The 16,684-nt window shown below is 61.6% G+C and carries 18 protein-coding genes; 8 read left to right on the plus strand and 10 right to left on the minus strand.

Annotated features, from left to right (window positions below; genetic code table 11):
* Positions 1-74: 74 nt before the first annotated feature.
* The 3 genes from ROSMUC_RS17985 to eutB are packed head-to-tail and all read right to left on the minus strand — an operon-like array spanning position 75 to position 2,525.
* Positions 75-548, minus strand: a complete 474-nt coding sequence (locus ROSMUC_RS17985) for an Lrp/AsnC family transcriptional regulator (RefSeq protein WP_037275922.1) — start codon at positions 546-548, stop codon at positions 75-77.
* Positions 545-1,534 (minus strand): cyclodeaminase, encoded by a 990-nt coding sequence (locus ROSMUC_RS17990; RefSeq protein ID WP_037275925.1) that lies wholly within the window; start codon positions 1,532-1,534, stop codon positions 545-547. Before ROSMUC_RS17990 ends, ROSMUC_RS17985 begins: the two co-directional genes overlap by 4 nt.
* Positions 1,524-2,525: a hydroxyectoine utilization dehydratase EutB gene (eutB, locus tag ROSMUC_RS17995; protein ID WP_037275928.1), complete on the minus strand. Its 1,002-nt coding sequence runs from the start codon at positions 2,523-2,525 to the stop codon at positions 1,524-1,526. Before eutB ends, ROSMUC_RS17990 begins: the two co-directional genes overlap by 11 nt.
* 167 nt (positions 2,526-2,692) lie before the next feature.
* On the opposite strand from eutB, the gene doeA reads away from it, so the two are divergent.
* Entirely contained in the window at positions 2,693-3,877 is a 1,185-nt protein-coding gene (doeA, locus tag ROSMUC_RS18000; protein ID WP_037275930.1) for an ectoine hydrolase DoeA, read from the plus strand.
* A 48-nt stretch (positions 3,878-3,925) separates the two neighbouring features.
* Here the strand turns inward: doeA and ROSMUC_RS18005 are convergent, their stop codons facing one another.
* Positions 3,926-4,876, minus strand: coding sequence for an MBL fold metallo-hydrolase (locus ROSMUC_RS18005; RefSeq protein WP_037275932.1), 951 nt, complete (start codon positions 4,874-4,876; stop codon positions 3,926-3,928).
* Between the two features lies 1 nt (position 4,877).
* On the minus strand, positions 4,878-5,792 hold the full coding sequence (locus ROSMUC_RS18010) for an MBL fold metallo-hydrolase (RefSeq protein WP_037275934.1): 915 nt from the start codon (positions 5,790-5,792) through the stop codon (positions 4,878-4,880).
* 156 nt (positions 5,793-5,948) lie between these two features.
* On the opposite strand from ROSMUC_RS18010, the gene ROSMUC_RS18015 reads away from it, so the two are divergent.
* Positions 5,949-6,818 (plus strand): helix-turn-helix transcriptional regulator, encoded by an 870-nt coding sequence (locus ROSMUC_RS18015; RefSeq protein WP_037275936.1) that lies wholly within the window; start codon positions 5,949-5,951, stop codon positions 6,816-6,818.
* An 87-nt stretch (positions 6,819-6,905) separates the two neighbouring features.
* Here the strand turns inward: ROSMUC_RS18015 and ROSMUC_RS18020 are convergent, their stop codons facing one another.
* The 5 genes from ROSMUC_RS18020 to ROSMUC_RS18040 form a co-directional block, all read right to left on the minus strand.
* Positions 6,906-7,733 (minus strand): ABC transporter substrate-binding protein, encoded by an 828-nt coding sequence (locus tag ROSMUC_RS18020; RefSeq protein WP_037275939.1) that lies wholly within the window; start codon positions 7,731-7,733, stop codon positions 6,906-6,908.
* Between the two features lie 24 nt (positions 7,734-7,757).
* A complete protein-coding gene (locus tag ROSMUC_RS18025; protein WP_052115471.1) occupies positions 7,758-8,507 on the minus strand; it encodes an ATP-binding cassette domain-containing protein in 750 nt (249 codons plus the stop codon).
* 13 nt (positions 8,508-8,520) lie between these two features.
* On the minus strand, positions 8,521-9,228 hold the full coding sequence (locus ROSMUC_RS18030; protein WP_102106023.1) for an ABC transporter permease: 708 nt from the start codon (positions 9,226-9,228) through the stop codon (positions 8,521-8,523).
* A gap of 73 nt (positions 9,229-9,301) precedes the next feature.
* Entirely contained in the window at positions 9,302-9,991 is a 690-nt protein-coding gene (locus ROSMUC_RS18035; RefSeq protein WP_037275941.1) for a class I SAM-dependent methyltransferase, read from the minus strand.
* Positions 9,984-11,111 (minus strand): CaiB/BaiF CoA transferase family protein, encoded by a 1,128-nt coding sequence (locus ROSMUC_RS18040; protein ID WP_037275943.1) that lies wholly within the window; start codon positions 11,109-11,111, stop codon positions 9,984-9,986. Before ROSMUC_RS18040 ends, ROSMUC_RS18035 begins: the two co-directional genes overlap by 8 nt.
* Before the next feature lie 153 nt (positions 11,112-11,264).
* Between ROSMUC_RS18040 and ROSMUC_RS18045 the strand changes: the two genes are divergently transcribed.
* The 6 genes from ROSMUC_RS18045 (at position 11,265) to ROSMUC_RS18070 (ending at position 16,585) form a co-directional block, all read left to right on the plus strand.
* Positions 11,265-12,200: a LysR family transcriptional regulator gene (locus ROSMUC_RS18045; RefSeq protein WP_037275945.1), complete on the plus strand. Its 936-nt coding sequence runs from the start codon at positions 11,265-11,267 to the stop codon at positions 12,198-12,200.
* Between the two features lie 88 nt (positions 12,201-12,288).
* The gene (locus ROSMUC_RS18050) at positions 12,289-13,473 is read left to right on the plus strand and encodes an acyl-CoA dehydrogenase family protein (RefSeq protein ID WP_037275947.1); all 1,185 of its coding nucleotides are present in this window, start codon (positions 12,289-12,291) and stop codon (positions 13,471-13,473) included.
* A 9-nt stretch (positions 13,474-13,482) separates the two neighbouring features.
* Positions 13,483-14,301, plus strand: a complete 819-nt coding sequence (locus ROSMUC_RS18055) for an HTD2 family dehydratase (protein ID WP_037275950.1) — start codon at positions 13,483-13,485, stop codon at positions 14,299-14,301.
* Between the two features lie 40 nt (positions 14,302-14,341).
* A complete protein-coding gene (locus ROSMUC_RS18060; protein WP_037275951.1) occupies positions 14,342-14,659 on the plus strand; it encodes an ArsR/SmtB family transcription factor in 318 nt (105 codons plus the stop codon).
* 40 nt (positions 14,660-14,699) lie between these two features.
* Positions 14,700-15,755 (plus strand): permease, encoded by a 1,056-nt coding sequence (locus tag ROSMUC_RS18065; RefSeq protein ID WP_037275952.1) that lies wholly within the window; start codon positions 14,700-14,702, stop codon positions 15,753-15,755.
* Complete coding sequence (locus ROSMUC_RS18070) at positions 15,752-16,585, plus strand: transglutaminase domain-containing protein (RefSeq protein WP_037275955.1); 834 nt, start codon at positions 15,752-15,754, stop codon at positions 16,583-16,585. The genes ROSMUC_RS18065 and ROSMUC_RS18070 overlap by 4 nt, the downstream gene beginning before the upstream one ends.
* Positions 16,586-16,684 lie beyond the last annotated feature (99 nt).

Below are 16,684 nucleotides of genomic sequence, written 5' to 3' on the forward strand. Positions count from 1 at the left end.
CTGCCAAAGAGAGAGACTGAAGTTTGCCGCAAGCGCAGACTAATCTTCTGCCAGGCACCCACAAAAAAGATGATTCATTCGAAAAACATCTCGAGCGGCGGCAGGCGCGGTGATTTGACCGGCTTGGTCACGATGTAGGTGAAATAGCGCGCGAGCCCGATCCGCGCCTCAAGCATCTCATCAATGAGCCGCTGATAGGTGTCGATGTCACGGGTCACGATCTGCATGAGATAGTCAAACCCGCCCCCCAGCGCCCAACAGGCCGTCACCTCGCCGTAGCGCTGCATACTGTCCTCGAAGGCGCGGAATGAGGCGGGCGTATGATCCGCCAATTCCACCGCAACAAAGACGGTCACATGCGACCCCAGTTTCCTGAGATTGATACGCGCATGATACCCTTCGATCAGGCCAGCCTCTTCCAGCCGTTTGAGCCGCTCCCAGCACGGGCTGGCCGAAAGACCCACCCGCTCCGCCAGATCAGCCTTGGTGATGCGGCCCTCATCAGCCAGCACCCGCAGAATATCGAGATCGCGCGCATCAAGTTTCATGCGGTGATGACCGTGCCCAGATCGCGCCCCTTGAGCCGCGCCATCACATGCGTGGCAATCGCCGTATCCTGCACGCCGGTGCCGGTCAGATCGCAAATGGTGATCTCGGACTCGCTCGTGCGCCCGCGCGCGCGCCCCCGAATCACATCCCCGAGTTCGACCGGCGCGCCTTTGGTCCATATCCCGGCCTCGATCGCGCTGCGCAACTCGCCCAAGTGTTCCACCTGCGTCGCGCGATCGGCAACGTAGAGATCGGCCTTGATCAAGGCCTGCGGATCAATTTCGTTCTTGCCCGCCTGATCTGACCCCATGGCGGTGATATGCAATTCGGGATGTAGCCATTTCGCCTCGATCACCGGGGACTGTGCCGGGGTGGTGGTAATGACCAACTGGCTGGCAAGCACCAGATCGGCAGGAGAGTCTACCACGCGGATAACGCATTTGAGGTCCGCCAGATCGGCCGCGCAGGCGCGCGCGCGCTCGGCATCCCGCCCCCAGATGAGCAGCCGGTCAAACGGACGCACCAGCCGCGCCGCCCGCGCCTGAAGCCGTGCCTGAACACCCGTGCCGATGATACCTACGGTATGCACAGTCTCGGGAGCGAGATGCTGCGCCGCGACCGCACCGGCGGCAGCCGTGCGCAAATCGGTCAGATAGCCATTGTCGAGGAATACCGCCTCGACCAGACCGGTCTTGGCGGAAAACAGAATCATCAGCCCGTTGAGACTGGGCAGTCCCAGCTTGGGGTTGTCAAAGAACCCCGGGCTGACCTTGATCGCGAATCCGTCAAAGCCGGGGATATAGGCGGTCTTTACATCCACCTCGCCATGCACATCCGCGAGGTCCATCGACATCACCGGCGGCATGACAACGCCGCCATCCGAGAGCGCCCCAAAGGCTTTCTCGATCACGTTGACGGTTTCACGGTCCAGCTTCACCGCGCCGCGCAATTCCGCCTCTGTCACGATCCGAATATCATGTGCCATATGTCTTACCCTTAATTACCTTGTCGCCCAAAATCACATCCTGCCCGGTCACAACCCTGGTGAACATCGCCATATCGAGATTGCGGCCGGTGATGATGGTGGCGGTCGGCCCTTTGGGTGCCACCTTGCCACTCAGCACCGCAGCGATGCCCACAACACAGGCCCCTTCTGCCACGATCCGGTCCTCGTAATAGAGCACCTGCATCGCGGTATAAATCTCTTCTTCAGTAACGAGGATCACATCATCCAGCAAATCGCGACACATGGCAAAACTCAGACGATTTGCCATGCCGATGCCGCCGCCCAGACTATCGGCAAGGCTTGGCACCTCTTCAACCTCGACAGGATGGCCGGCGCGCAGGCTCTCATACATCGCGGCGCCTCGGTCCATGCTGATGCCGATGACGCGCAGGTCGGGTTTGATCGTCTTGGCAGCCAGCGCAACGCCTGCCGCCAGACCGCCACCCGACAGGGGTATGAGCAGCGTTTCCAGATCAGGGCGCGCCGCCATGAGTTCCAGCCCGATGGTGCCCTGGCCCGCAATCACCAGCGGGTCGTCAAAGGGCGAGATTTCGGTCAGCCCGTCCTTGGCAACCAGACGCTCTGCCTCGGCCTGGGCAGCGTCCTGAGAGCGGCCGATGATCCGCACCTCGGCCCCCAACGCCCGAATACCATCAACCTTGGCCTGCGGCACCAATTCCGACATGCAGATCACCGCCCGCAAGCCACGTGCCCGCGCCGCATAGGCCACGCCACGGCCATGGTTGCCGGTCGAGCAACAGGTAACGCCAGCCGCGTCCTGCGCCCCCGCCACGGCATTGAGCGCGCCACGCAGCTTGAACGCGCCGATGGGCTGCATATTCTCCAGCTTGAGTAGGAACTCACCGCCCACAATCCCGCTCATATAGGGCGAAGGCACCAGCGGTGTGTGATCCGCCACCCCGGCAATCACCTGTGCCGCAGCGAGGACATCGGCCAGAACAGGGCGCATCTTGGTATTCCTCCGTCAGATTGCGCGCAGCTTGCGTCGCGGCGAGCCTAGCGTCAACTCCGCGCCGCGAGATGGTCTGAAAACGACAGGATGGGGCGTTTTTCTTGGGGCGGGCGGCGGCCAAAGCCACAACTATAGTCAGGACATTTTAACTACGGACTCTCGACATGATCGAAAAAGACCTGCCCTTTTCGGCACAGGAATACCAGCGACGGCTGGACAAGACCCGCGCCGCCATGGCCCGGCTTGACCTTGACGCGCTCTTTGTCACCGACCCGTCCAACCAGCATTGGCTGACAGGCTATGATGGCTGGTCGTTCTATGTGCATCAGGGCGTTCTGGTCTTTCCCGAGGCAGATCCGATCTGGTGGGGCCGCAATCAGGATGCCAATGGCGGCGTGCGCACTGTCTGGATGACGGACGACCGCGTGATCGGCTATGCCGACAACTACGTGCAATCGACCGAGCGCCACCCGATGCAGGATCTGGCGGAGCGGCTCAAGGGCATGGGCCTTGCCGACAAGCGGATCGGCGTGGAAATGGACAATTACTATTTCTCCGCCAAGGCAATGCAGACCCTGCGCGAGGAACTGCCAGAGGCCACATTCCTCGACGCCACCGCGCTGGTGAACTGGCAGCGTACGGTGAAATCCGAGGAAGAACTGGGTTTCATGCGCAAGGCTGCGCTGATTTCGGAAAAGATCACCGACGGGCTGATGGAACGGGTCGAACCGGGCATCCCCAAGAACGAGATCGTGGCCGAGATTTTCCGCGATGCCATCCGAGGGGTCGAGGGTGCGTGGGGTGACTATCCCGCCATCGTGCCGCTCTTGCCGTCAGGCTCTGACGCCGCAGCACCGCACCTGACGTGGAATGGGCGCGCATTCGCGACAGGCGAGGCGACGTTCTTTGAAATCTCGGGCTGTTACCGGCGCTATCACGCACCTTTCTGCCGCACGCTCTTTCTGGGCAAGCCGCCGCAATTCCTGCTCGATGCGGAAAAGGCGCTGGTCGAGGGGTTAGAGGCAGGACTTGAGGCCGCGAAGGCGGGCAACCGCGCCTGCGACATTGCCAATGCGTTGGCCGCCCCGCTAGAACGCGCCGGGATCGAACGTGGCGCGCGCTGTGGCTATCCCATCGGTCTGAGCTATCCGCCCGACTGGGGCGAGCGCACGATTTCGCTGCGCTCCGAGGATGAAACCGTGCTGGAGCCAGGGATGACATTCCATTTCATGCCCGGTCTTTGGATGTCAGACTGGGGATTGGAAATCACCGAGTCCATTCTGATCAAGGAAAGCGGCCCGGCGGAAACATTCTGCAACCGCCCGCGCAAGATGTTCGTCAAGGATTGAGCAGACAAGGCCCCCACATCGACTGTGGGGGCCTATTGCAACCCGGCTCTATTCCCATTCCATCTGTTCATAGACACGGCCCGCGTTCTTGGTGGCCAGTTCTTCGAACGTATCAAGGTGGGTATAGGCGGATTGGTCGACGTAATAAGCCCCGGCCAGATCACCGCCGGCGTCGATATGCGCGCGGATTTGGGCGCGCAGGTGTTCCAAATAGCCCTTGGTGTAGCGGCGCACCTGATCCATGTTGGTCGGGTGGCCGTGACCGGGGATCACATAGGTGGCACCCAGCGGCTCGAATTCAGCATCCCAAGTTTCCAGCCAATCCGCCGTGATCGTATCGGGGAAGATCGGTAACATGCGTTCGTGAAACGCCATGTCACCGGAAATCACGAGGCTTTGCTCCGGCAGCCATACGACAATATCTCCGGGGCTATGGGCTGGCCCAAGATAGCGTGCCTCGATCCGAACATCGCCCATCTCGACGATATACTCCTCGCTGAAGGTCTCGGTCGGCAGCACCACGCTGGTGCCTTCGGCGCGCTCCTTGGTCACGCGCTGCGCCGCCTCGAGATCACCGCCGCCATGATTTTCGAACTCGGCCGCCGCATCGCTATGTGCCACGATGGGCACGCCCTGTTCCGCCCAATAGGAATTGCCCAACATGGCGTGGCCCTGACCGTTTTCATTGAACACCAGCTTGACGGGCTGATCGGTAACGATCTTGATTTCATCGTGCAGGGCCTTGGCCAGCCCGTAGGATGCGCCACCGTTGATCACTACCACGCCATCGCCCGTGACGATGAAACTGAGGTTGTTGTTGTGTCCTGCATTTTCATAGGTCGGGGGTGCGGTCGCCCCGATGGCGGACCAGACCTGCGGGATCACCTCGACCGGTTTGGAATAGAGCAGCGAGGCCGGGTATTGATCGGGGATATCCTCGCTCGCGACGGCGGCGCTGGCGGCGCAGAGCAAGAGAGTGCCGAGGGTCACACGCATCATCTCAGACCTCCGCCACGAAGCGGTAGGCATCGCCATTGCGTTCGACCCGACCCAACCCGCCCCCGGGCAGATGAAAGCCGACCATCGCCATCTGATCGGTCGCCAACTGGTCGAGGAGTCGCGTGCGCGTCGCGATCCCTGTCTCGGCATCCTGATCCGAGCCGCTAGCCCAATCAGGCCGCGCAAAGGCCAAATGACCGTTGCCGATGGCATCACCCACGACCAATGCCGCCTCTGTCCCCTGACGGATTTCAAACGCCATGTGGCCGGGCGTATGGCCGGGCGTATCATGTGCGAGGATACCCGGCAGAACCTCTTGCCCGCCATCGATGAATTCCATCCGATCCTCAATCGCCGCCAGACGCCGGGCAGCCCCCACGGCAAAACTTGCCCGCTCTGCACCGATGCTCTCGACCGTGGCGGGGTCTGTCCAATACTCCCATTCCGCCTGCCCGATCATGTAGCTGGCATTGGCGAACACGGGATCGTCAAAGTCATCCAGTACGCCCCAAAGGTGATCCGGGTGCGCATGGGTAAAGAGGACATGGGTGATGTCATCGGCGCTGACTCCGATGGCGTCAAGTGCCTCGAGGATTTTCCCAGCACTCGGCATGAACCCAGACCCTGACCCCGCATCGAAGAGCACCGTGCGCTCAGCATCCTGAAACAGCGTCAGATTGCAGGGCGGCTCGACCGTGTCGCCAGTGATGCCGTATTGCGCCAGAACAGGCGCGGCATCAGCAGCGGGCAGGTTGCCCAACAAAAAATCCATTGGCAACACGAGATTACCGTCGCTAAGCGTGGTGATCCTGAAGTTCCCGAGGGTCAACTCAGTAGCGGCAAAGCTGGGGCGCGGCAGCCCGACAAGGGCGCTGGCCCCCATAGCCGCCAGAATCTGGCGTCGGTGCAAATTCATGATTTCCTCCCCCTTATTTATTCGCATTTGTGAATATGATGCTCTGACATGTGTCAAAACACAAGTCAAAACAAGGCTGCGTTTGATGCTGATTTCCACGCAGAGATGCGGTAGGAACGCTGCATCGAACCTCTTAATGCGTGATCATCAAAGCCCATGGACAGTGAACTTCCCGCCTATCTGACAACCAAGGAGGTCGCAGACCTGCTTCGGGTGAAGGAGCGCAAGGTTTACGACATGGTCGCCACTGGCGAGATTCCGCATCGCAAGATCACCGGCAAGCTCTTGTTTCCCCACAACGAGTTAATGTGCTGGATTGAGGGAACAGGCGTCACCCTGCCCTCCGAGCGCCCGGCGCTTGTGACCGGCTCGCACGATCCGCTCCTGGATTGGGCGCTGCGCGAGAGCGGCGCAGGGCTTGCAACCCTCTGGAACGGAAGCTGCGACGGGCTAGAGGTATTTGCCGAGAGTCGTGCGGTTTTGGCGGGGCTGCACATCCCCGGCGATACAGATTGGAACATCCCCGCGCTTGAGGCGCGCGGACTGCGCGACGCCGTTCTGATTGGCTGGGCAGAGCGGAGGCGCGGACTGATCCTGACACCTGCCGTGGCGGATATGGTCCAGGGGATCGGCGATCTGCGCGGACGTCGTGTGATCTTGCGACAGGAGGGGGCAGGCACCACGGCGCTCTTTGCAAGCATGATGGCCGAAGCGGGTATGACAACGGATGACATCCTGACGCCAGCTAGCCCCGCCCATACCGAGAGCGATGCCGCCGCCGCCGTCGCCGCAGGCGAGGCCGAAGCGACCCTCGGGATAGAGTCCATGGCGCGGCAATTTCGGCTGGTGTTCCGTCCCTTGGTGCAAGAGCGCTTTGACCTCTTGATCGACCGTCGCGCCTATTTCACCGACCCCGTGCAACGCCTGGTCGCCTTCATGCGTTCCGAAACGATGGTTGCCAAAGCCTCAGCGCTCGGCGGTTATGATCTGAAGGGACTGGGCGAGGTGCGCTGGATCTCCGCCTGAACCGGCCTTTTTCAGACAGGTTACAAATGCATTGGGCGGAACTCTCTCGAAGTTCCGCCCAGTTTCAGAAACGCTTGGAAAACAAGCTCAGCCGTTCGCGTTCGGGAAGAACAATTGCTGACCGTCGATCTTGTAATCCGCGATGGCCTGTTGACCTTCGGCGGACAATACCCAATCGATGAACGCCTGACCGGCTTCGGCCTTGACGTTCTCGTGCTTTTCCGGGTTCACGAGGATGATCCCATACTGGTTGAACAGGCGATCATCACCCTCGACTGCGATCTGGTAGTCACCCTTATTGCCAAAGGAAATCCATGTGGCACGGTCGGTCAACACGTAGGCCCCCATTGCGGTGCCTGTGTTGAGCGTGGCCCCCATGCCGGAGCCGGTTTCGCGATACCAATCGCCAGACGCGGCGGCGGCATCAATGCCCGCCTCTTTCCACAGTTTCAATTCTGCCTTGTGGGTGCCGCTGTCATCCCCGCGCGACGCAAAGGTCGCGCCGGTTTCCGCAATCTTGGTGAGGGCCGCGACGATGTCCGTGGTCCCCGCAATACCGGCCGGATCGTTGGGCGGGCCGACGAGGATGAAATCGTTATACATCACGTCCGACCGTTGCAGCCCATGTCCCTCGGCCACGAATTTTTCCTCTGCCGCCTTGGCATGGACAAAGAGCACGTCGCCATCACCATTCTCGGCATTCTTGATCGCCTGCCCGGTGCCCACCGCCACCACGCGCACCTCTATGCCGGTCTTGTCCTGAAAGATCGGAAGAATATGGTCAAAGAGACCCGAATTCTGGGTCGATGTGGTGGACTGCACCACGATGAACTGATCCTGCGCCTGCGCGGCCCCAGACAGGCCCAAGGCAAGAGCCGCACCTGCGGCAAGCGAGAAAAGATGACGTCTGAGCATGAAATTGTCCCTGTCTTTTGGATGTCAGAAAGTTGTGCCTGTGTAGAGCCGCCCTTGGGTCCAGGCGCGCGCGGCTTCGGACCGGGGTTTGCCGAGAACCTGATCAATCGGGCCGCATTCGGCCACTTGTCCAGCATGCAGGAAAATCACCTCGTCCCCCATGCGCCGCGCCTGCCCCATGTCATGCGTGACCATGACGATTGTGACACCCCGCATGTGGGCCGCGTTGATCAGATCCTCTATCCGTTGGGTCGAGGCCGGGTCGAGGCTGCTGGTCGGTTCATCCAGGAACAAGAGGCGCGGCTTGCAGACCAGAGCGCGCGCCAAGGCAAGGCGCTGTTGCTCGCCGCCCGAGAGGACACGCGCGGGATGTCGCGCCAGCTCGCTGAGCCCGGCCAGTTCGAGTGCATGCGCCGCCTCTGCCGCACGCTCTGCCCCGCGCACGCCATGTACCGAAAGCGCAAAGTTGAGATTGGCCAGCACCGACCGCCGCAGCATCACAGGGCGCTGAAACACCATCGCCTGCGCGCGGCGCGCTTTCTCGTCAGGGGCTTGCCCCTGCCAGAGCACTTGCCCGGCGGAAGGCGTCAAGAGACCATGCAGCAAACGCAAAATCAGGCTCTTGCCAGCGCCATTCGCGCCCATGATCAAGAGGCGCCGACCCTCGGGAATCGAGAGAGACAGATCATGGATCAGCCGCGTGCCTCCTGCGTCGAATGACAGGCCGCGCGCCTCTAGCAGCGGGATGCGCGTAGCGACCTCAGCGGGGGTCATATCCATCACCGTGTCACGCATAGGCCGCCCGCACCGCAGAGGCCCGGAGCGCCATCACAACCGCGTTCACGAGCACCGCAAGAACCAGCAAGACCACGCCTAGGGCCAGCGCCAGCTCCAGGTTCCCTTTGGACGTCTCGAGGGCAATGGTCGTGGTCATCACGCGGGTCACATGATTGATATTGCCGCCCACGATCAGCACCGCGCCTACCTCGGCCACGGCGCGGCCAAACCCCGCCAGCGCCACGGTCATCAGGCTATAGCGCGCATCCCAGAGCAGGGCCGCAATACGCTCTTGAGGACGCAGGCCCATAGAGGCGAACTGCTCGGCATATTCGCCGTGCAAATCCTCGACCACCTGCTTCGTGAGCGCCGCCACGATCGGTGTTACAAGTATCGTCTGTGCGATGATCATCGCCGCAGGGGTATAGAGCAACTGAAGGGGCCCAAAAGGGCCGGAGGCGGACAGCATGAGGTAGACAAACAGCCCAACCACCACCGGCGGCAATCCCATCAAGGCATTAAGGATAACCGTCATCACCCCGCGCCCCGGAAAACGGAACGCACCCACCATGGCCCCCAAGGGCAGGCCAATCAGGCAGGACAAAAGCACTGCGGAAAGCGTTACATAGAGAGACAGTCCGACAATCTCGCTCAGGTTCCGATCCCAATTGAGGATCAGGACAAAGGCCTCTGACATGATGTCGCCAAAGCTGAACACGTGCGATTTCTCCCCTCGACAGGAAAAAAAACACAAAAATACATGGAAAGCCAGCCCTGAACGCGACAGCGGCTCAGAGTTTTGCGGCCCGCAAACGCCAAAGGCGGAGCGGTTGGCTCAACTCTGGGCCGTTTGGCCCAACGGTGATATGCGCCGCATAGAGCCGCGCCAGCGTCTCGCGCTGCGCTTCGGCCAATACGCGACGCGTGGGATCGACGCGGGCCAGATACTCGACGAAGGCGTCCAAATCGGCCACCGGCGTGGGACGATGATACGTGACCGGCGCAGGTCCAGTCGCCGCGCCCGCTGCCAGAACGGCATCAATCGCCCGAATCGCCGCGTGACGCATCTCGGTCTCATCCTCGACCGGGCGCATGACCTCGAAGAAAGCACCCTCTGCCAAGGGCTCTACAATGACGACTTCTCCGCCGGGGCGCAGAACACGCAACGCCTCAAGCAGGGCGCCCCGCATCAGTGGCAAGGGCACATGATGCAGCGCGTTCAGGAAAATACAGGCGTCAAAGGATTCTGCGGCAAAGGGCAATTGCTCTGCCCCGCCAACCTCGAAACGGGCCTCGGGCACAGCCAGACGTGCGGCATCCACGGCCTCGGATGCCGGATCAATGCCGGATACGTCATAACCCGCCTGCACCAGATTGCGCGCAAGCGCTCCATGACCACACCCGATGTCGAGCACCCTATGCGCCCCGATCTCGGAGAGGATCGCGCGTATCCGCGCAGGCGTATCCTGAGGCTCAGCCATCGCCAAACTCTGCACGCAGTGCATCGCTTTGCGCGCCCAGACCAGGCACGGCCCCCAATTCCGCCTCAACTCCGTCAATCTGCGCGCCAGGGGCCAGCATCCGAACCGGGCCTGTGGGGGTCTCGACCGTCACATACCGGTTCTGCGGATGGCCCACCAGATCCTCCATTTCGCTCACGCGGCCATAGGCAATGCGCGCGGCGCGCAGCCGGTCCGCCATGGCATCGCGGGAAATCGCGGCAAAGACTGGGCGCAGAATCGCATCGAGGGCCTCGCGATTGGCAACGCGGTTCGAATTGCTGTCGAAGCGCGGATCGCGGGCGAGCGTCGCATCGCCCAGGATTGTGTCGCAGAACGTGGCCCATTCGCGCTCGTTCTGGATCGAGATCAAAACCGCCTTGCCATCGCTGCCCTGATAGACGCCATAGGGGGCGATCGTGGGGTGATTGAGACCGGCGCGCGGTGGCACCTTGCCGCCGTAAGCATATTGCAGATAGGGCACATTCATCCAGTCGCTCAGCGCATGGAACAGTGACACCGCGATGTGCCTGCCCTCGCCCGTTGTCGCACGCCCGACCAAGGCCTCCAGAATGGCCTGATAAGCGGTCATTCCCGCAGCGATGTCGCATACTGAAACCCCGGTACGCGCCGGGCCATGCTCATTTCCAGTAATCGACGAGAGACCGGTTTCGGCCTGCACCAAGAGATCGTAGGCCTTGAGATCCGCCAGCGGCCCCTCTTCGCCATAGCCCGAAATCGAGACCGTGATCAGACGCGGGTAATCGGCACGCAAGCGGGCGGGCGCAAATCCCAGCCGATCAATCGCCCCCGGCGCGAGATTCTGGATGAACACATCGGCCTTGCTGAGCATCCGCTCCATCAACGCGCGGTCCGCCTCTTGCCGCAGGTCGAGGCAGAGCGATTCCTTGCCTCGGTTGAGCCAGACGAAATAGGCGCTTTCGCCATGAACCAAGGCGTCATAACCCCGCGCGAAATCGCCTTCGGGTCGCTCGACCTTGATCACCCGCGCACCGGCCTCTGCCAGACGGCCTGACGCATAGGGCGCGGCGACCGCCTGTTCGACGGAAACAACCAATAATCCGGCAAGGTCAGTGCGCATCGCGGTCTCTTCTCCTTTGGGGGCAGTCTGGCCGGACCATGCATTATTGCATCGGCTGTGGGAAATACCCGTCTTTTTGAACGGGTATAAGGCCCGACTATGGGCAACCATAGCCTTGCGTTCTAGCATTCGGCTTTGATAGGCTTTTTGCCTATGGATATTCGCCAACTCCGCTACTTCATTGCCATCGCCGAAGCCCCCTCGCTCTCGGCGGCGGCGCATCGGCTGGGTGTGGCGCAACCCTCGCTCTCGCAGCATGTCGCACGGATGGAAACTGAGCTTGGCGTGCGCCTGATCGACCGCTCGCCGCGCGGCTCGATGCTGACCGCCGAAGGACAGGTTCTCTTGCGCCACGCGCGCGAGATCAGCGCCGCGATGTCACGCTGCGTGGACGAAATGCGCGATGCTTCGGGCGCACCGCGCGGCAAGGTTGGTTTCGGTTTGCCGCCCTCGGTGTCGATGGTGCTGTCCGTGCCCCTGGCCGAAACCGTGCGGGTGGAGCTACCCGATATTCGCCTGCGCGTGGTCGAGGCCATGAGCGGCTATATCAAGGCATGGGTCAGTGATGGCACCGTTGACATGGGCCTGATCTATGACCTTCAGGACGCGGATCATTTCCGGATCACGCATGTTCTGGATGAGCGTCTGCATGTCTATTCCGCCCCGGACAACTGGCCCTTCGGCACGCCCCCCGGCACCCCCGTGCCGCTCCTTGCACTGGAACCGCTTGACATGATCCTGCCTCAGGCCGCCCACGGCCTGCGCAAGACGATCGAGAGCTATGCCGCCCCGCTTGGCCTGCACCTCAACGTGCCCGTTGAGATGGACGCGATGACACAAATCAAGGAACTCGTGGCGCGCGGCTCGGGTCATGCGATCTTTTCCCCCTCGGCGGTGCATGACGCGGTCGCACGGGGCGAACTTGTCGGAGCACCGATCACGGCCCCTGACATGGTGCGGCCCGTCTATCTTGTCTCGAATCCCGCCTTTCCAACCAGCCGCGCCAGCCGCGCGGTCGAGGCGATCACACTCGACGTGCTGCGCGATCTGGTGCGGCGAGGCATCTGGCAAGGTGAGCTGCGGCTATAGGCCCGCTCAATGGCCGCAAGCGGGCATTGATATTTCCGCTGGCATCAAAAACCTGTCACCTAGGGGCCGAGTATTGTGAGAGACGGACATGACATCTTTTGATCCAACAGCAGACTATGCCGACATCCGCGCAGGTGTAGCCCGCGTTTGCGCCGAGTTTCCCGGCGCCTACTGGCGCGATCTGGATGCGCGACGCGCCTACCCCAAGGACTTTGTCGATGCGCTGATCCGCGAGGGGTATCTGGCGGCGATGATTCCCGAGAAGTTCGGTGGATCTGGTCTTAACCTGACAGCGGCGGCGGTCATTCTCGAGGAAATTCATCGCTCGGGCTGCAACGCCGCCGCCTGCCATGCGCAGATGTATACGATGGGCACCGTGCTGCGCCACGGGTCAGAGGCACAGAAGGCCGCCTATTTACCCGGCATCGCCGATGGTTCCTTGCGGCTTCAGGCCTTTGGCGTGACCGAGCCGACAAGCGGCACCGACACTCTGGCGCTAAAAACCACGGCGCGGCGGGACGGCGATGACTACGTGATCAACGGCCAGAAAATCTGGACCTCCCGGGTGGAACATTCCGATCTGATGGTCCTCTTGGCGCGCACGACCCCGCGCGAAGAGGCGAAATCGAAAACCGATGGCCTGTCGGTATTCCTGATCGACCTGCGCGGCCAAGTCGGGAACGGAATCGACATCCGCCCCATTCGAACCATGATCAACCACGCCACCACCGAAGTGTTTTTTGACAACCTGCGTATTCCGGCGGACTGCCTGGTCGGCGAGGAGGGCAAAGGGTTTCGCTACATCCTCTCGGGCATGAATTCCGAGCGTATTCTCATTGCCGCCGAATGTATCGGGGATGCCAAGTGGTTCCTCAAGACCGGCGCAGACTATGCCCGCGAGCGGGTGGTGTTTGGCGCGCCCATCGGGGTCAATCAGGGCGTGCAGTTTCCGCTGGCCCGCGCACATGCGCATCTGATGGCCGCCGAAGCGATCGTTTATCGCGCTGCCGCAATGTATGATGCAGGGCTGAATCCCGGTGTCGAGGCCAATACTGCAAAGCTTCTTGCGTCTGAGGCAAGCTGGGAGGCGGGCGAGGCCTGCATGCAGACCCATGGCGGCTTTGCCTTTGCCGAGGAATATGATGTCGAGCGCAAGTGGCGCGAGGCGCGGCTCTATCAGATTGCGCCGATTTCGACCAATCTGATCCTGTGCCATATTGCAGAGCAGGTACTGGGCCTGCCAAAGTCCTACGGACCGGGACGCGGGCAATAGGGGAACGGAATGAACGATTACGCGGATTGGATCGGGCGCAGCTATAGCCGGTCAGAACCAATTTCCGAGCGCTTGGTACGGGAATACCGTGCCACGCTGGCGGGCACTTTGGCCGAGGCAGAGATGCCGGTTGGGCTGCATTGGTGTCTGGTTCCCGATACGGTCACGCCGGATCAGCTGGGACGCGATTGTCATCCCAAAACGGGGATTTTCCTACCTGCCCTGCCCCTGCCCCGCCGAATGTGGGCTGGGGGAGAGATCGAGTTTCACGCGCCTTTTGCCCCCGGTGATCTGGTGACACGAGAGACGACGATTGACGATGTGACGTTCAAGGAGGGGCGCAGCGGCAAGCTGGGCTTTGTCACGCAGCGGCACGTTTATACAGTGGCCGGCGCGGCGCGCCTGACGGAGCGGCAGGATATCGTCTATCGCGAGGACCCCAAGCCGGGACAGGCCAAGGCGCCAGAGCCCGCCGAGGAATGGACCAACGCAACCGCGTGGCAGATTACGCCGGATTCGACCCTGCTTTTCCGGTTCTCGTCGCTCACTTTCAATGGCCACCGCATTCATTACGACCACCCCTATGCAACCGGGGTTGAGGGATACGAGGGGCTGGTTGTGCATGGTCCGATGCAGGCGGTCTGGATGATGAATCTGGCGACGCATATCTTGGGCCGCCTACCCACGCGGTTCACCTATCGCGGCCTCACCCCGCTCATCTGCAACCTGCCCGTGGCGATCGAGGCGCGCGAGGCTGAGGGTGGTCTTGATCTGCGGGTGCGGCGCATCGGCGATGGGGTGGCGACCATGGCCGCGCGGGCCGAATGAGATAGATTGACATAACTAGAAAATTAGTTATATTAGATCCATGAGCACGACAAGCCCCACCGCCCGCGCCCTTGCCGCTCTTGGCCATGACACGCGCCTTGCAGTCTTTCGACTGTTGGTGCGCGCGGGCGAAGAAGGGCTGAACGTGGGCGAGATTGGGCAGCATCTGGATCAGGCGCCCTCGACCCTCGCGCATCACCTGTCGGCCTTGGTCGACTCTGGTTTGGTGATGCAAGAGCGGCAGGGGCGTACGGTGATCAATCGCGTGGACTATGCTGCCATGAGGCGAACACTGAGTTTCCTGACATCGGAATGCTGCACCGGGGTAAAACTGACCAAGACTGAAAACGCTGCCTGACTTCAATTTTTTACCTCAATTAAACGACTTTTCTAGGGATATGGACATGACAGACTCGAGCCAGCCTCACCCCCGCGCTGCCGTATTGCTACGGCTCATTTGGAAAGACCATCGCATCTGGATCATCTCGGCATTGATCCTGATCCTGCTTGCGATTTTCGACACGACACAGGCGCGCGCCACGCTCGCCTTTACGGCCGAGGCGCTACTCGGCACCGCGCCGTTTCTCTTGCTCTCCATCGGCATCGCCGCCTGGGCCACTGCAACCGGTGCGGATAATCTGATCGCCCGCGCCTTTACCGGCGCGCCCGCCGTGATGATCCTTCTTGCGGCCTTGGCGGGGGGCCTTTCGCCCTTTTGCTCGTGTGGGGTTATTCCGCTGATCGCCGCCTTGTTGGCAATGGGCGTACCACTCTCGGCGGTCATGGCCTTCTGGCTTGCATCGCCGGTGATGGACCCGTCGATGTTCGTGCTGACCACCGGCGTTCTGGGGTTGGAGTTTGCCATTGCCAAAACACTCGCCGCAATCGGCCTGGGGCTTATGGGGGGATGGGTCGTGCATCTGTTGGGTCGCGCCGGGGGGCTGAGTGATCCGCTGCGCGATGGAATCGGCAACGGAGGTTGTGGCGGCAGCAAACTGCGCGCACCCAAACCTGTCGTCTGGCGCTTTTGGACCGATCCGGCGCGCAGGGCCAAGTTTGGCCGTGAAGCGCTGAATGTGACCCTGTTTCTGCTGAAATGGCTCACTCTGGCCTTTATACTCGAGAGCCTCATGCTCGCCTTTATCCCGGCGGAGACCATCACGCAGGCGCTTGGGGGCACCGGCATTATCCCGATCCTGTTGGGCACTCTGATCGGCGTGCCTGCCTATCTGAATGGTTACGCCGCCCTCCCGCTGGTCGGTGGGTTGATTGGTCAGGGCATGGCCCCCGGTGCCGGTCTGGCCTTTCTCGTGGCCGGTGGCGTCACGTCCTTGCCTGCGGCCATCGCCGTCTGGGCCTTGGTCAAACCACGGGTTTTCGCGCTCTACATCGCCCTGTCGCTCACCGGGGCGTTTGCGGCGGGGCTGATCTTTCAACTCTGGAACATGGCATGAGACAGTTGCAGATCGAAGTGAGCGGCCTTGAGCCCGGCGCGCGCCTGCTGGCCCCGGCCGGCATGTGCAGCCCCGAAGACGCCGTTTCGGCCACAACCGTGACTGGCGGAGACATCGTTACCGTAGCGCTCGAGCCTGAATTGGGTCTTACCGCGCTCTGGATCGAGGCGGCGAACGAAACTGTCACACTCACCCATACCATCACCCCCGCGCCCAAAGACCAAGGCTATCCCGAGGCGGTTTATACTTCGCGCATCAACCGCTATACCGTCGCTGCCGATGATCTGACCGAGGCCAGCCGCACCATTGCGGCCAAGGCAGGCGGCGGGCGCGCGGGCATCGACGCATTGGTCGCCGAGGCTGAGGCGCGTTTCACCTACGATCATCCTGAGGCGCGGTTCAATGATGGGGCCGAAGCAGTGCCCTACCTCTCATGCGGCACAACGCCCGGCTCTTGCGTGGATATCAACACCTATCTCGTCGCCAGCCTGCGCGCGGCAGGCTATGAGGCGGGCTATGTCTATGGCTACTTCTTTCCGGCGGAAAAGGGGGGCGTCACCCATGACATGCATTGCTGGGTTGTCACCCGCCATGACGGCGAGGTGCTCGACTGGGACATCGCGCATCACATGAAGGCGGGGCTTGGCCCGACAAAACCCGGTCTCAATCCGCGTCCGGGTTGGCGGGTCGCACTCGGGCATTCGATGGGGCATACCTATCGTATGGGTGAGACACTGGCCCAACTAAAGCTTCTGGCCGAACCGATGAAAAGGGGGCCGGGCGGCACATGGCAGAAACTGCCCATCATTGCGCGGCTGCCCGCGACCTGACCCTTGCAGAGCTGCCCGCAATTTGAGCATAAACCGCTGGGAGTCTGCCTCTCAGCGGTTTAGTTTTGCCCAATGGTAAATTTCTGTAGAAAATTGACC

Origin of the sequence: Roseovarius mucosus DSM 17069 (assembly GCF_000768555.3) — a bacterium.
Lineage (GTDB): Bacteria > Pseudomonadota > Alphaproteobacteria > Rhodobacterales > Rhodobacteraceae > Roseovarius > Roseovarius mucosus.

Coding starts and splice junctions, on each gene's coding strand:
- ROSMUC_RS17985 (WP_037275922.1), bottom strand. CDS start 548: ATGAAACTTGATGCGCGCGATCTCGATATTCTGCGGGTGCTGGCTGAT.
- ROSMUC_RS17990 (WP_037275925.1), bottom strand. CDS start 1,534: ATGGCACATGATATTCGGATCGTGACAGAGGCGGAATTGCGCGGCGCG.
- eutB (WP_037275928.1), bottom strand. CDS start 2,525: ATGCGCCCTGTTCTGGCCGATGTCCTCGCTGCGGCACAGGTGATTGCC.
- doeA (WP_037275930.1), top strand. CDS start 2,693: ATGATCGAAAAAGACCTGCCCTTTTCGGCACAGGAATACCAGCGACGG.
- ROSMUC_RS18005 (WP_037275932.1), bottom strand. CDS start 4,876: ATGATGCGTGTGACCCTCGGCACTCTCTTGCTCTGCGCCGCCAGCGCC.
- ROSMUC_RS18010 (WP_037275934.1), bottom strand. CDS start 5,792: ATGAATTTGCACCGACGCCAGATTCTGGCGGCTATGGGGGCCAGCGCC.
- ROSMUC_RS18015 (WP_037275936.1), top strand. CDS start 5,949: ATGGACAGTGAACTTCCCGCCTATCTGACAACCAAGGAGGTCGCAGAC.
- ROSMUC_RS18020 (WP_037275939.1), bottom strand. CDS start 7,733: ATGCTCAGACGTCATCTTTTCTCGCTTGCCGCAGGTGCGGCTCTTGCC.
- ROSMUC_RS18025 (WP_052115471.1), bottom strand. CDS start 8,507: ATGACCCCCGCTGAGGTCGCTACGCGCATCCCGCTGCTAGAGGCGCGC.
- ROSMUC_RS18035 (WP_037275941.1), bottom strand. CDS start 9,991: ATGGCTGAGCCTCAGGATACGCCTGCGCGGATACGCGCGATCCTCTCC.
- ROSMUC_RS18040 (WP_037275943.1), bottom strand. CDS start 11,111: ATGCGCACTGACCTTGCCGGATTATTGGTTGTTTCCGTCGAACAGGCG.
- ROSMUC_RS18045 (WP_037275945.1), top strand. CDS start 11,265: ATGGATATTCGCCAACTCCGCTACTTCATTGCCATCGCCGAAGCCCCC.
- ROSMUC_RS18050 (WP_037275947.1), top strand. CDS start 12,289: ATGACATCTTTTGATCCAACAGCAGACTATGCCGACATCCGCGCAGGT.
- ROSMUC_RS18055 (WP_037275950.1), top strand. CDS start 13,483: ATGAACGATTACGCGGATTGGATCGGGCGCAGCTATAGCCGGTCAGAA.
- ROSMUC_RS18060 (WP_037275951.1), top strand. CDS start 14,342: ATGAGCACGACAAGCCCCACCGCCCGCGCCCTTGCCGCTCTTGGCCAT.
- ROSMUC_RS18065 (WP_037275952.1), top strand. CDS start 14,700: ATGGACATGACAGACTCGAGCCAGCCTCACCCCCGCGCTGCCGTATTG.
- ROSMUC_RS18070 (WP_037275955.1), top strand. CDS start 15,752: ATGAGACAGTTGCAGATCGAAGTGAGCGGCCTTGAGCCCGGCGCGCGC.